At 53.0% G+C, this 13,958-nt stretch carries 13 protein-coding genes; 7 read left to right on the top strand and 6 right to left on the bottom strand.

The window, feature by feature from the left end; genetic code table 11:
• Nucleotides 1-18 precede the first annotated feature (18 nt).
• Entirely contained in the window at nt 19-1,704 is a 1,686-nt protein-coding gene (gene betA / locus EX31_RS18815) for a choline dehydrogenase (RefSeq protein ID WP_013574717.1), read from the top strand.
• A 90-nt stretch (nt 1,705-1,794) separates the two neighbouring features.
• A complete protein-coding gene (locus EX31_RS18810; RefSeq protein WP_037036100.1) occupies nt 1,795-2,262 on the top strand; it encodes a GNAT family N-acetyltransferase in 468 nt (155 codons plus the stop codon).
• 224 nt (nt 2,263-2,486) lie between these two features.
• On the opposite strand, the gene EX31_RS18805 is transcribed toward EX31_RS18810, so the two are convergent.
• Nucleotides 2,487-3,416, bottom strand: coding sequence for a LysR family transcriptional regulator (locus EX31_RS18805; RefSeq protein WP_037036098.1), 930 nt, complete (start codon nt 3,414-3,416; stop codon nt 2,487-2,489).
• A gap of 101 nt (nt 3,417-3,517) precedes the next feature.
• Here EX31_RS18805 and EX31_RS18800 point away from each other — a divergent pair, with 101 nt between their 5' ends.
• A complete protein-coding gene (locus EX31_RS18800) occupies nt 3,518-3,952 on the top strand; it encodes a DMT family transporter (protein ID WP_013574720.1) in 435 nt (144 codons plus the stop codon).
• A gap of 3 nt (nt 3,953-3,955) precedes the next feature.
• A complete protein-coding gene (locus tag EX31_RS18795) occupies nt 3,956-4,408 on the top strand; it encodes a DMT family transporter (RefSeq protein ID WP_013574721.1) in 453 nt (150 codons plus the stop codon).
• A gap of 27 nt (nt 4,409-4,435) precedes the next feature.
• On the opposite strand, the gene EX31_RS18790 is transcribed toward EX31_RS18795, so the two are convergent.
• Both EX31_RS18790 and EX31_RS18785 read right to left on the bottom strand, forming a co-directional pair.
• Nucleotides 4,436-4,894, bottom strand: coding sequence for an RES family NAD+ phosphorylase (locus EX31_RS18790; RefSeq protein ID WP_013574722.1), 459 nt, complete (start codon nt 4,892-4,894; stop codon nt 4,436-4,438).
• Nucleotides 4,891-5,253: a type II RES/Xre toxin-antitoxin system antitoxin gene (locus tag EX31_RS18785; RefSeq protein ID WP_231576083.1), complete on the bottom strand. Its 363-nt coding sequence runs from the start codon at nt 5,251-5,253 to the stop codon at nt 4,891-4,893. The genes EX31_RS18790 and EX31_RS18785 overlap by 4 nt, the downstream gene beginning before the upstream one ends.
• Before the next feature lie 449 nt (nt 5,254-5,702).
• On the opposite strand from EX31_RS18785, the gene EX31_RS18780 reads away from it, so the two are divergent.
• Entirely contained in the window at nt 5,703-6,590 is an 888-nt protein-coding gene (locus EX31_RS18780) for a nucleoside-specific channel-forming protein Tsx (protein ID WP_037036097.1), read from the top strand.
• A 186-nt stretch (nt 6,591-6,776) separates the two neighbouring features.
• Nucleotides 6,777-8,369: an ABC-F family ATPase gene (locus EX31_RS18775; RefSeq protein ID WP_015696564.1), complete on the top strand. Its 1,593-nt coding sequence runs from the start codon at nt 6,777-6,779 to the stop codon at nt 8,367-8,369.
• Between the two features lie 182 nt (nt 8,370-8,551).
• Here the strand turns inward: EX31_RS18775 and moeB are convergent, their stop codons facing one another.
• Together moeB and moeA are read right to left on the bottom strand one after the other, a co-directional pair.
• A complete protein-coding gene (moeB, locus tag EX31_RS18770) occupies nt 8,552-9,313 on the bottom strand; it encodes a molybdopterin-synthase adenylyltransferase MoeB (protein ID WP_037036095.1) in 762 nt (253 codons plus the stop codon).
• 2 nt (nt 9,314-9,315) lie between these two features.
• Nucleotides 9,316-10,557: a molybdopterin molybdotransferase MoeA gene (moeA, locus tag EX31_RS18765; protein WP_037036093.1), complete on the bottom strand. Its 1,242-nt coding sequence runs from the start codon at nt 10,555-10,557 to the stop codon at nt 9,316-9,318.
• A 245-nt stretch (nt 10,558-10,802) separates the two neighbouring features.
• On the opposite strand from moeA, the gene EX31_RS18760 reads away from it, so the two are divergent.
• Nucleotides 10,803-11,036 (top strand): DeoR family transcriptional regulator, encoded by a 234-nt coding sequence (locus EX31_RS18760; protein WP_013574728.1) that lies wholly within the window; start codon nt 10,803-10,805, stop codon nt 11,034-11,036.
• Between the two features lie 74 nt (nt 11,037-11,110).
• On the opposite strand, the gene EX31_RS18755 is transcribed toward EX31_RS18760, so the two are convergent.
• On the bottom strand, nt 11,111-13,930 hold the full coding sequence (locus tag EX31_RS18755) for an autotransporter family protein (protein ID WP_231576082.1): 2,820 nt from the start codon (nt 13,928-13,930) through the stop codon (nt 11,111-11,113).
• Between the last annotated feature and the right edge of the window lie 28 nt (nt 13,931-13,958).

Here is a 13,958-nt window from a genome sequence, read left to right as displayed (position 1 = left end):
TGCAACAGAGGAGATTCAATGGATTACGATTACATCATTATCGGGGCCGGTTCTGCCGGCAACGTACTCGCCACCCGTCTGACTGAAGACAGCAGTGTCAGTGTGCTGCTGCTCGAAGCCGGTGGCCCGGATTATCGTCTGGATTTTCGCACGCAGATGCCTGCGGCGCTGGCATTTCCGTTACAGGGTCGTCGTTACAACTGGGCGTACGAAACCGACCCGGAGCCGCATATGAATAACCGCCGCATGGAGTGCGGGCGCGGTAAAGGGCTGGGAGGCTCGTCGCTGATTAACGGCATGTGTTACATCCGCGGTAACGCGATGGATTTCGATAACTGGGCGAAAGCACCGGGTCTGGAAGACTGGAGTTATCTGGACTGCCTGCCTTATTTCCGTAAAGCAGAAACCCGCGACATCGGCCCGAATGACTTCCACGGCGGCGAAGGGCCGGTGAGCGTGGCGACACCTAAAAATGGCAATAATCCGCTGTTCGGCGCGATGATTGAAGCCGGTGTGCAGGCGGGGTATTCGCGCACGGATGACCTGAATGGGTTCAAACAGGAAGGTTTTGGCCCGATGGACAGAACCGTGACGCCGAAGGGGCGTCGTGCGAGCACTGCCCGCGGGTATCTGGATCAGGCCAAACCGCGCGCCAATCTGACCATTGTGACGCATGCCCTGACCGACAGGATCCTGTTCGACGGCAAGCGCGCGGTGGGGGTCAGCTATTTCCACGGTGATGAATACAACGCCAAAACGGCGAAGGCGAAACGCGAAGTGTTGCTGTGCAGCGGCGCGATTGCCTCTCCGCAAATTCTGCAACGTTCCGGTGTCGGTGCGGCTGAACTGCTGAACCGTCTGGATATCCCGCTGGTGCACGACTTGCCGGGCGTCGGGGAGAACCTGCAGGATCATCTGGAAATGTACCTGCAATACAGTTGTACGCAGCCGGTCTCGTTGTATCCGGCATTGCAGATGCACAACCAGCCAGCGATTGGTGCCGAGTGGCTGTTTAAAGGCACCGGCGTGGGTGCCAGCAATCAGTTTGAAGCGGGCGGTTTTATCCGCAGCCGTGAAGAATTTGCCTGGCCGAATATTCAGTATCACTTCCTGCCGGTGGCGATTAATTACAACGGCAGTAATGCGGTAAAAGAGCACGGTTTCCAGGCGCATGTCGGTTCAATGCGTTCACCCAGCCGTGGCCGCGTTCAGGTGAAATCGAAAGATCCGCGCCAGCATCCGAGCATTCTGTTTAATTACATGGCGACGGAGCAGGACTGGCAGGAGTTCCGTGACGCCATCCGCATCACGCGTGAAATCATGAATCAGCCAGCGCTGGATCCTTACCGTGGTCGTGAAATCAGCCCGGGTGAAAACGTACAGACTGACGAAGAGCTGGATGCGTTTATCCGTGAACATGCGGAAACGGCTTTCCATCCGTCATGCACCTGTAAAATGGGCACGGATGAGATGGCGGTGGTGGACGGAGAAGGGCGGGTTCACGGTATGGAAGGGCTGCGCGTGGTTGATGCCTCCATCATGCCGCAGATCATTACCGGTAACCTGAATGCGACAACTATTATGATCGCCGAAAAGATTGCCGATAAAATCCGTGGCCGCCAGCCATTACCGCGCAGTACGGCGGCATATTACACCGCAGGCGACGCACCGGTTCGCACGCAGCCGCTGAAGAAATCTGCCTGATAAATTGGCTGTAAAATCTGTGTTAAAAAGAGATATTCTCAGGAATATCTCTTTTTTTTGGCTTTCAGAAAACAGGCAGGGCATTCACTCATGACGGAATCATCATCGCTTCACTGGCAGGATTATCATCACAGTGAACTGAACGCGGCGCAGCTTTACGCCATTCTGGCACTGCGAAGTGAAGTATTTGTGGTGGAACAAACCTGTGTTTATCAGGATATCGACGGACAGGATCTGACCGGCGAAAACCGTCATATCGTCGCCTGGCTGGATGGCAAGATTGCCGCCTACGCGCGTATTCTGCGTTTCGAAGATGACGTGGCAATCGGACGGGTGATTGTCGCGCCCTCTGCACGCGGCCTGAAACTGGGTTATCAGCTGATGGAACAGGCACTGGCTGCCTGCCAGAAACACTGGCCGGGTGCGCGCGTCGCGATTTCCGCACAGGCGCATTTGCAGGGATTCTACGGCAGGCTGGGGTTTGTGGCGTATACCGAAATTTATGACGAAGATGGGATACCGCATGTGGGGATGGAGTTAGGCGGCGGTAGCCTCTAGCTTTAACGTCAGCACCGTGGGTTGCCACCCACACCGACTTGGTTCAACGTCAACACCGTGGGTTGCCACCCACACTGGCCTTAAGAGTTTGAAAAAGCGAGGGGAGTTCAGAGGGGAAAAGCCTTTCCCCTCTGGTCGGGTTCGGCGCGGCGAGTCAGGTGGTCGCTGCACTTGAAAAACCGAAATTGTCTCGGACTATTCAACAAAAACCTCAGTGCAACGCCTTACTCCCAGTACGCCGGACTGCCAAATTTCTCCAGCAGAAAATCAATCACAGCCCTGACTTTGATCGACGGGCGGCGGCTGTTCGGATACAGCGCGCTGATGGTCTGCGGCTCCGGTGACGTCGATACCTGATAATTTTCCAGTACGCTGACCAGCCGACCGTCGCGCAGGGCATCGCCAATCAGCCAGGTGGGGAACACCACCAGCCCCATGCCGTCGATCCCGGCCTGCGTCAGGGTTTCCGCATTATTGCTGGTCAGTAATCCCCGCAGGGTCATCGAATGCCATTCCTGTTCCGGCTGACGAAAGTACCAGCGTTGTGAACCGGCAAATCCTTTGAACACCAGGCAACTGTGACTGGCTAAATCCTCCGGTGTTTCCGGCTTTCCTGCGCGGGCCAGATAAGCAGGGCTGGCGGCAAGGCGAAAATTCTGATGGCCGAGCGTGCGCGCCTGCAGGGTGGAGTCCGCCATCACGCCAATACGGATGAGCAAGTCAACGCTGTCCTGCAACGGGTCGATAAAATCGTCGGTCTGCATCAGCTCGATATTCAGGCGCGGATAACGTGTACTCAGTTCATGCAACCACGGCGCAAGATGGCGCTGACCAAAAACTACCGGCGCATTGATGCGCACCAGTCCGCCGGGTTCGCTGTCCTGCTCCTGCAAATCCAGCGTGGCGAGATCCAACTGTGCCAGCACCTGTCGCGCATGTCCGGCGAGCAGTTTGCCGGATTCTGTCGGGCTGACGGCGCGTGTGTTGCGATACAGCAGTTGCGTCTGTAATGCCTGTTCAAGCTGGGAAATCACCCGCGATACGGTTGACGGCGACATCGCCTCACGCCGCGCCACCTCAGAGAAACTGCCCTGATCCAGTACCGCGACATACAGCCGTAATGCCTGAATATTGATCTGATTAAAACCTTTCATCTGTGCGTATCCCGCAAAGGTATTTTCCTGATTGTGCTGTTTTTCGCATAGTTCTGTCACGTTATAGTCGCCGCTTCGAAAAAACAGAAAGCAGGGCAATGATGAATCTGATGTTAATTCCGCTGGTCGTTCTGGCGGGGATGGGGCTTTCACTGGAGGCCGGGCTGATTGGTCCGCTGGGAACGGAGGTTGGCCATCTGTGGGCCACGCTGAGTATTTTTGGTGTGGGTGCGGTGCTCACCGGCCTGCTGGTGCTGTTTTTCAGCCCGCGTAATGCGCCGTCATTCAATGAACAACCGGGCTGGACATTGCTGGGTGGCGTGCTCGGCCCGGTCTATGTCGTGGTGCTGACGCTCGCGACGCCGGTCATTGGTATCGGCATGACCATGATTGCAATTTTGTCAGGGCAGGTGGCGAAAAGCGTGCTGATCGACCATTACGGCTGGTTTGGTACACCGCACAAGAAAGTCGGCGGCGAACGCCTGCTGGCGCTGCTGTTTATCGTTGCTGCACTTGTTTTGATTGCCTGGGACTGAACCATGACTGAACTGATGATGATAATACTGGCCATTGTGGCCGGTGCCGCGCTGAGTATGCAGGCGGCGGTGAACGGGCAGTTAGGCGGGAAAGTGGGCGTACTGAAAAGCGCATTCCTGACGTTCAGCGTCGGGGCTGCCATTACCGCAGTGCTGGTGCTGTTTTTGCAAACACCGCAGCCGCAAACCTTGCTCACCGTACCGAAGTGGCAACTCGCAGGCGCATTATTTGGCGTGCCTTACATCATTGTGATGGTGACAGCGGTACCCCGTGTCGGGACGGCGGTGGCAACGGTCGCGGTAATCCTCGGACAACTGGCAATGGGTATGCTGATTGATAATTTCGGCTGGCTGGATAATCCGCAGATCGCGCTGTCATGGCACCGGATTGCGGCTATTCCCTGCCTTATCATCGCACTGGCACTCATTTATCGCAGCAACCGGAAAGCAGAGTGATTTCCTGACAGGGAGCAGACCCGCGCTTTATTGCAGGCGCGGGTCAAACATCATGGGCTCGCGTTCTACTGAACTCAGTAAATCGGCAAAAGCCGGGTGTAGCGGATTAAGTAATACGTTGTATTCCGACGGCACAATCACTGACGGCACTTTCAGCCCGACATATTCACCTTCTGCAAGCCAGACGTCACCCTGACGTTGTGTGCTGTCAGGCACCGATGCGCTTCGCCAGTCGGCGGCAAGCTCTGAAACTTCCAGCGTATCCAGCAGTTCCTCTGGCACCTCAATACTCAGCAAGGTATAGGAACGCATCAGCATGCTGTTTTGCAAATGCACCAGAATTTCCAGGATAGCCAGTGAGATGCTGGTGGTGACATAGACGACCGGCCTGCCTGGCGGATTCCAGCGACCGCCATAAAGTTGCGCGCCGGCTCCCGACCAGGCTGTCGCCAGATGGCGGGTCTGCACGATACGAAACAGCTTCAACTGAAAACACCGTGCTGGAGACGACCAATCAGGCGGCTGACTTCCACAGCACCCGCTTCAGAAGACAGCAGTTCCAGCGGACGTGAACCATCCAGTGCCGGAGCAGGGCGGGTGAACCATTCGAGCGCCGAGACACGATCCCCTTCGAACAAATCAGTTGCGGCATCCACGATGCGAACCAGCCGCGCCACACGTTCACTCTCTTCACTTTTTAGCAATCCGTTCCCGGCTTTACGCCGGGCATAGTTGCGTTCGTTAATGCCCATGATTTCCAGTAACACCATTTTTGGCCATCCCAGCTCAGTATTAAGACGGCTGATACTATCAACCGGAAATCCCTTTTGTATGGCATTTATCAAACTGATTCCGCTGCTTGCGGGAAGGCCCGCAGATTGCCAAAGCGGCGTTGCAGAATCTTGCACAGAGCTGGAAGACAGCCCGGTAATTTTTGAATTCATGATGTGTGCCTCCGCACCGTTATTTGTCATGATTATAGCATGACAAATAACGAATGGTCATTTTATCAACGATAACTTTTTGCCTCAGTCCGTACTGAATAAAAGCGCACGGAAAGATAAATGTGATGAATGTCACATTGGAGATGTATCGGAATGAAACAGAAATTGACAAACCTTGACCAAATCTATTTATTAGCTAAGAAAAGTCGACTCTTGTAGGAAGTAACTGGTAATTGCAGGTTTTTTGCACTATGTGCAGCAATCGGTTGCGGATCACAGTTTTAGGGTTTGTTTTATGCAACGTCTGAAAGTGGCAAGGCGTTGTTCCACCCCCCGCTTCTGGTAAAAATATGAAAAATAAAATTATTGCAGCAGGCGCTTTGATGGCTTTGTCCTACAGCGCGACCGTGCTCGCTGATGATAGCAAGGGCGAATTTGTTTCTGACTGGTGGCACCAAAGTGTCAACGTTGTAGGTAGCGCCGATACCCGTTTCGGGCCTACGCTGCGTAACGATGTTTACCTTGAATATGAAGCGTTTGCGCACAAAGACTGGTTTGATTTCTACGGTTATATCGATATTCCTAAAACCTTCGGCGCCGGTAACGGTAATGACACCGGTATCTGGGATAAAAACGGTTCTCCGCTGTTTATGGAAATCGAACCGCGTTTCTCTATTGATAAGCTGACCGGTACTGATCTGAGCTTCGGTCCGTTCAAAGAATGGTACTTCGCGAACAACTATATCTACGACATGGGCCCGGACAGCGATAACCGTCAGAATACCTGGTACATGGGGCTGGGCACCGACATCGACACCGGTCTGCCGATGAGCCTGTCGCTGAACGTGTATGCGAAATACCAGTGGGAAAACTACAGCGCAGCGAACGAAAACAGCTGGGACGGTTACCGTTTCAAAGTGAAATATTTCGTTCCTCTGACGCAACTGTGGGGTGGCAACCTGAGCTATATCGGGTTCACCAACTTCGACTGGGGCTCCTCACTGGGTGATGACGACTTCCGTGATCTGAACGGCAACAAAGCGCGTTCTAACAACTCTATCGCCTCCAGCCATATCCTGTCGCTGAACTACACACACTGGCATTACTCGTTCGTGGCGCGTTACTTCCACAACGGCGGCCAGTGGGCTGACGGCGCTGAGCTGAACTTCGGTAACGGTAACTTCGATGTGAAGTCCACCGGCTGGGGTTACTACGGCGTGATTGGCTACAACTTCTGATTTCAGCGGTTGTACGACAAACCCGGCTCCGGCCGGGTTTTTTGTTTTTGTTGCTTTCTGAAAAGTCGCACATTAAGCATTTTTTTTAGCTGTTGAGTGAAAAATGACCACAACTACAGGCGATCCTGACGCGCTGTTGTGGCATAATGCGCGCCAAATCACATTTCCCAATTAAGAGCGAGCGTTGTGCTAAGTACTTACAACATCACCATGCAATTCGGCAGCAAGCCGTTATTTGAAAACATTAACGTGAAATTTGGCGGCGGTAACCGTTACGGCCTGATTGGCGCGAACGGTTGTGGCAAGTCCACTTTCATGAAGATCCTCGGTGGCGACTTAGTGCCTTCTGGCGGTAACGTTGTGCTGGACCCGAATGAGCGTCTGGGTAAATTACGCCAGGATCAGTTCGCCTTCGAACAGTTCAGCGTGCTGGACACCGTTATCATGGGCCACACCGAATTGTGGGAAGTGAAGGAAGAGCGCGACCGTATTTACGCGATGGCGGAAATGAGCGAAGAAGACGGCTACAAAGTGGCTGATCTGGAAGTCGCTTACGGCGAAATGGATGGCTACAGCGCAGAATCCCGTGCGGGTGAATTGCTGCTGGGCGTGGGGATCCCTGTCGAGCAACATTATGGCCCGATGAGCGAAATCGCCCCGGGCTTTAAACTGCGTGTTTTGCTGGCGCAGGCGCTGTTCTCCGACCCGGAAATCCTGCTGCTCGACGAACCGACGAACAACCTGGACATCGATACTATTCGCTGGCTGGAGCAGGTGCTGAACGAACGTAACAGCACCATGATCATCATTTCCCATGACCGTCACTTCCTGAACATGGTGTGTACGCACATGGCGGATCTCGACTATGGCGAACTGCGTGTTTATCCGGGCAACTACGATGAATACATGACGGCGGCGACGCAGGCTCGTGAACTTCTCAGCGCCAATAACGCCAAGAAGAAAGCACAGATTGCTGAACTGCAATCGTTCGTCAGCCGCTTCAGCGCGAACGCCTCCAAATCGAAACAGGCGACTTCCCGTGCCCGTCAGATTGATAAAATTCAGCTTGATGAAATCAAAGCATCCAGCCGTCAGAACCCCTACATGCGCTTCGAGCAGGACAAGAAATTGTTCCGTAATGCGCTGGAAGTGGAAAAAATCACCAAAGGTTTCGACAACGGTCCGCTGTTTAAAAATCTCGGCCTGATGCTGGAAGTGGGCGAGAAAGTCGCGATTCTGGGTGCCAACGGTATCGGTAAATCAACGCTGCTGAAAACGCTGGTCGGTGAGCATGAACCGGAAAGCGGTTCAGTAAAATGGTCTGAAAACGCCAAGATCGGTTATTACGCGCAGGATCACGAATATGAATTCGATGACACCCTGAACGTCTTTGACTGGATGAGCCAGTGGAAATCCGAGAAAGACGACGAGCAGGCCGTGCGCGGTGTGTTAGGCCGTCTGCTGTTCGGTCAGGACGATATCAAGAAGAAAGTGAAAGTACTTTCCGGTGGTGAAAAAGGTCGTATGTTATTCGGGAAACTGATGATGCAACGTCCGAACATCCTGATTATGGATGAACCAACCAACCACCTTGATATGGAATCCATCGAATCGCTGAACATGGCGCTGGAAATGTACGAAGGTACGTTGATCTTCGTTTCCCACGACCGTGAGTTCGTCAGCTCGCTGGCAACCCGTATTCTGGAAATGACGCCGACCCGCGTGATTGATTTCTCGGGTAACTACGAAGATTATCTGCGTAGCCAGGGCATCAATTAAACCTCGTCATCCTTCAAGCTGTCTCTGCGTTGGCTTTCCTCACAAACCCCGGTCACATACTGATGTATGCTCCCGGGGATTTGTTCAGTTGCCGCCTGGATACAACTCGAATGATTTAGAGGTTTTATTATTTAAAAACCGCCGCCGATAAAGGCGGTTTTTTTGTGTCTGAATTTACTGATTCAACAATCCCCACACACTTCACAATGCGGGTCTTTCATCAGTTTCATTTCGCGGAACTGCAACGTCATGGCGTCGAACATCAGCAGTTTTCCGCGCGGGGTTTCACCAAATTTTGTCAGCAGTTTGATGGTTTCCATCGCCTGTAAACTGCCGATGGTGCCGACTAAAGGTGCCATCACACCGGCTTCCACGCAGGTCAGGGCGTTTTCACCGAATAACCGGCTCAGGCAGCGGTAGCAGGGTTCCTGCGGCTGATAAGTGAACACGCTGAGCTGGCCTTCCATGCGGATGGCGGCACCGGAAACCAGCGGTTTTTTCTGCGCGAAACATTCACCGTTCAGCTGATTGCGCGTGGTGACGTTGTCGGTGCAATCGACCACCACGTCGCAGGCGGCGATCAGGTCACGCAGCATGTCGTCGCTGGCCTGTGCATTAATCTGATGAATGACAATGTGCGGATTGATTGCCGCCAGCGCCATTGCGGCGGATTCCACTTTCGACATGCCGATCCGGGCGTCAGTATGCAGCGTCTGGCGTTGCAGGTTTGACAGCGAGACCGTGTCGAAATCCAGTAGCGTTAACGTACCGGTGCCTGCCGCCGCCAGATATTGCGCAGCGGCACAGCCTAAACCGCCCAGTCCGACAATCAGCGCATGACTGGCTTTCAGTTGTTCCTGGCCGTCAAAATCAAACCCTTTCAGAATGATCTGGCGGTTATAACGCAGGGTTTCAGCGTCCGTCAGTTCCGGCAGTTGAGGCATATTCAGCTCCGCAGCAGGGCGTTAAACGGTTCGATTTCAACGATTTCGCCTGCCGCCACGTTGCCGCGCCCGCGTTCAAGCACGATAAAACAGTTGGCCTGGCTGAATGAGCTGAATACGTGCGAACCCTGATGGCCGGTGGTGCGCACTTCCAGTTGTCCTTCGGCGCTGGTGCTGAAAATACCGCGCTGGAAATCGAGACGTCCGGGGGATTTTTTCAATGGTGTCACCGCTTTTGCCTTCAGGCGCGGCGGGAATTGCCAGGCCGTATGGCCGGACAACTGTGCAATAAATGGCTGAACCAGCTGATAAAACGTCAGTGCTGCCGACACCGGATTCCCCGGCAAACCGCAGAACCAGCTGCTTTCCAGTTTACCGAAAGCAAAAGGTTTGCCCGGTTTCATGGCAAGCTTCCAGAAACCAATTTCACCCAGTTCATCCAGGATCTGCTTCGTGTAATCGGCTTCACCGACCGATACGCCGCCGCTGGAAATCACCAGATCGGCAAACGCATTGGCTTCTTCGAAGGCTTTACGCAGCGCCAGGGGATTATCGCGAATAATGCCTAAATCCAGGACGGTACAGCCCAGTTGTTCCAGCATCAGGCGCACAGCGAAACGGTTGGTATCGTAAATCTGCCCCTCCTGCAAAGGCGTTCCCACCGGTTGCAGTTCATCGCCGGTGGAGAATACGGCGACTTTCAGCGGTTTCCAGACCTTGACGTGGGTGACGCCCAGCGAGGCCAGCAGCGGTAATTCTGCCGCACCCAAACGTACACCGGCAGGCAAAACGCTGTCGCCTTGCTTAATGTCGTCTCCGGTCAGGCGGATATTCTGGCCTTGGGTGATTTCTGCCGTAAAACGTACACCCGCCTCTGAAACTTCAGCCTGTTCCTGCATGATTACTGCGTCGGCACCGGCGGGAACTGGCGCACCGGTCATGATGCGGATACAGGTTCCGGCAGGCCATTCGCCATGAAAAGGCGCACCGGCAAAGGCTTTGCCCGCGACCGGGAACACCGCGCCGTCGTGCAAATCTGCGCAACGTACGGCATAGCCATCCATCGCAGAGTTATCAAAAGGTGGCACGAAAACCGGAGAAAGCACCGGTGTGGCAGTCATGCGGCCCGCGGCGCCAGCAAGTGGCAGGGATTCGGCCTCCTGACTTGTTTTAGGCGGTACACAGTCGCGCATTTTATCCAGCGCTTCGTCAAGTGAGATCAGACCGGCAGTATTGAATTCCATAAAAAATCCTTAGTCATTCGTCCCGGCGTAGCAGGTATTTTCAGCGGAGCCGGGCAGGGAAATGGAGCATGCGCATAGTATGACAGAGAAACGCAGCGAACCAAAAAGCGCCGAAAGCGTAAAAATTCTGCGCGGATTCCTGAAAAATTGAGATCGATCCCAAAATTAACAATGTAACGCAGGTATTATAGTTACCGTTATTTGTGACCTTCGTCACATAACTGTCATATAAACAGGAATAACCGGTGCTTAAAAAAAATCGCCATCAGGCCATCCTTCAGTTGGTTGAACAACATGAAGTGCTACAGGTAAGCGAACTGGCACAATCGCTGGATGTAAGTCTCGAAACGATCAGACGCGATCTGAGTGAAATGCAGGACAAAGGATTGATTTTGCGCCGCCACGGACGTGCGCGTCGTCTGGCCGCTCAGCCTGAAACATCCTGGCTAAACAGTTTGCAGCGTTGCCCGCAGCTTTAAACGCAGCAACGAAATAAGAAAAGGGAAGGCTTTGATGCCTTCCCTTTTTTATGCGTGTGGTTCAGAGACCTGAATTAAAAACGCCCCTGGATCCCAATATGGCCGACGTAGCCTTCCATATCGCCGTCAAACCCTTTGACGTATTTCACATCAGCATACACCGAGGTATTCGGTGCGAGTTGCGCCGTCATGCCCGCACCGGTCTGCCAGTATTGATCGGAAAAATCCGTTGTACTGACATCGATTCCGCCGACATTGATATCCGGTGAATCCGAGAAATTACTCAGTACGTCGGCGGTCAGGTAAGGTTTGAATTTTTCACTGGCTTTATCTTCTGCCTGGTCGCGTAACAAACGCAACCCGGCACGCGCTGTGCCCTGATTGACAGAAACGCCGGAGATATCAGAAATTTCATCGCTGAAATCTTCAGCATTCAGATACTGATAAATGATCTGCCCCTGAGGTTCGATTTTCCAGTTGGTGCTGACGGCATAGGGTTGACCTGCTTCAGCAGAAAGCAATACGCCGTAGCTGTCCTGTTTCGTATCATGCAGGCTCTCATACTGGTTGCGATACCAGGTGAACTGGCCGACAAGGTCAACGTAAGCGCCATCTTGTGCATATCGGGTGTAATAGCCGCCAACGCTGTAGGCATCACTGCGCACTGAGCCTGCATCCGCAAGTTTCCCCGCCAACGTGCGCACCTGATCCTGCGTGTCGGTACTCTGGTTGCCCAATGTCGCCATGATGCCAGCGTGGACGCGTGTGCCGTTTTTCAGTTCATCCTGATATAAGTCGGTTCCGAATTGCGCGAACCAGTAATCACTGTCGTACCCAAAACGTCCCGCATCGAAGGAAGTGTGTTCACCGCCGGTTCTCGCCCATGCGCGATTGTTGTAGCCTTTGCCGTAGGTTTCTGTATCGCCCATACGCTCGTGCAGCGTGCCAGCAATACGCATGCCATAATACAAGTTCAGATAAGGTGCTGCGATATAACTGGGGATTTCGCCACGGTAAGTGTCTGGTGTAGACGGGGCAGGAGCAGGAACATCCGGTGTCGGATTATCTGGCGTTGGGACATCAGGAACCGGCGCGTCAGGTGTTGGGATTTCAGCGCGCAGATACCAGTCATTCATATCGCCGGTGGCATCCTTGCTCCCTTCAAAAAGATAATAGTCGTAAGCGCCGATACTGACGCTGTTTTCCAGACTGAACAGGCCATTATGACGGCTGGCATCATCAATCTGAACGACACGTATTCCGTCGTTAATTGTCTGTGCTGCCTTACCCGACGCAGAGATATGTAATCCGAACTGCCCGGACGCGTTGCCCGTAACATGAATGAGATCGCCAGCGCTGTTTCCCTGCGCATTCTGCTCCAGCGACGTATTCATAAAGAACGTACCCTTGCCTGACAGATTGTGCATTTCCAGCGTTTTATAATCACCTTGTCCGGAAAACTGAACGCTGGCGTTATTCATGTTGAGTGAGTCGATGCGCGAGGAATCGGTCATCAGCCACTGACTGTCCTGCGCATCAATATTAATCGTACCGGCAGGGGCAGACGTCAGCGCCGCGCCATTTATGGCGTTGCCTTGCCAGGTCGAGTTAAGCAAATTGAGCGTCAGCTGGCTGGCGATCGGGTCTTCATCTGCGCTTAACGCAATAAGGTTACCGTTGATGATGCTGCCGTTGCTGGCATTGACCGCAAGGTCTGCAATCTGGTTGCTGTTGCTTCCGGCAACGACAAAGGCATCGGCGGCATTCAGGTAACTGTTATCCAGTGTGATAGCCCATTCGCCTTCGGTGGCGTGTACGCCCTGGGTTTTACCCGCAAGCCGGGAGTTTTTGACGTCCAGTGTGCCACCGTAGGCATAATCAGGTGTGGCGTAGGAAGTGATCAGGTCAACCAGCGGTTGGTCCGACAGCATATTTTCCATCGCGACCTGGTTAAGGTTAACGTTGCCCTGATGACTGATTTCTATGCCGCTGGTGGTATTGCCGCTGCTGATATTGCCATTGAATACCGAGATAACAGAGTTGTCGTTTGAGCTTATCGCCGTGCCTGCGGAATGGATGTCAGTGTTCACTAAGGTGACGTAGCTGTTTTGATTACTTTCGATCGCCGTACTGCCTGCATATTCTGTATTAGCAGAACCTCCATTCATTAATACACCGGCATTACGGGTGGAATAAATCGCCCGCGAGTCCTCGCCCGTGGTGGTAATTATCGCGTCATTAGAAAACAGAATAAATCCGTTATCTTCTGCATATAAGGCATTGGTATGCTTACCGTGGGTGGTCACTGTGCTACCACTTCCCGTGATAAGAACGTCGTTCCTCTTGTGCAGACTGGAATTGATGTTGTTTAAAATAATGCCTTCTGAATAATCACCCGCAGTAGTGATATTGACTTTATTGATTGTGCCCTTTGCCCCATTCTGGATAACCAGACCATCAGAGCCGTTCTGCATTGAATTAATATACAGAGTGCCGGCAATCGTCGCGGTGGCATTATTATTCACCGTGAATCCGGGGGTGTTGTTATTATAAATATTTACGGTAACATCATTTTTAGAAAGGAAAGAGGTTCCTATTCCTTCCATCATAATGCCTTTACTTTGGCCGTAAGTGTTGACAGTAAGCGGTCCGAGTAAATCAACGCTTCCGCCACGGGAAATGAGCATCGCTTCAGTTAAAGAGCCCTGAGTGGTGATCGTCACCGGTGCCGCGACTGACTGTGTCAGTGTGCCGCCATCATGGATATAAAAGGCGGGAATACTGGAAGTGGTGCCTTCCGACCAGGTGGTCGCATTTACGCCATCCAGATACCCTTCGGTGGAAAGGTCAAAAGGGACCATTCCGCTGATATCTAACACGGGTAAATTTGTCACATTGCCAAATTCATCTTTATCACTAATA

Origin of the sequence: Rahnella sp. WP5 (assembly GCF_000745615.1) — a bacterium.
GTDB classification, from domain to species: domain Bacteria; phylum Pseudomonadota; class Gammaproteobacteria; order Enterobacterales; family Enterobacteriaceae; genus Rahnella; species Rahnella aceris.
This window is presented reverse-complemented; position numbering and strand designations above follow the sequence as displayed.

Excerpts from the sequence above, each read along its gene's own strand:
- betA (WP_013574717.1), top strand. The coding sequence starts at position 19 with ATGGATTACGATTACATCATTATCGGGGCCGGTTCTGCCGGCAACGTA.
- EX31_RS18800 (WP_013574720.1), top strand. The coding sequence starts at position 3,518 with ATGAATCTGATGTTAATTCCGCTGGTCGTTCTGGCGGGGATGGGGCTT.
- moeB (WP_037036095.1), bottom strand. The coding sequence starts at position 9,313 with ATGCCTCAACTGCCGGAACTGACGGACGCTGAAACCCTGCGTTATAAC.
- EX31_RS18810 (WP_037036100.1), top strand. The coding sequence starts at position 1,795 with ATGACGGAATCATCATCGCTTCACTGGCAGGATTATCATCACAGTGAA.
- EX31_RS18795 (WP_013574721.1), top strand. The coding sequence starts at position 3,956 with ATGACTGAACTGATGATGATAATACTGGCCATTGTGGCCGGTGCCGCG.
- moeA (WP_037036093.1), bottom strand. The coding sequence starts at position 10,557 with ATGGAATTCAATACTGCCGGTCTGATCTCACTTGACGAAGCGCTGGAT.
- EX31_RS18780 (WP_037036097.1), top strand. The coding sequence starts at position 5,703 with ATGAAAAATAAAATTATTGCAGCAGGCGCTTTGATGGCTTTGTCCTAC.
- EX31_RS18805 (WP_037036098.1), bottom strand. The coding sequence starts at position 3,416 with ATGAAAGGTTTTAATCAGATCAATATTCAGGCATTACGGCTGTATGTC.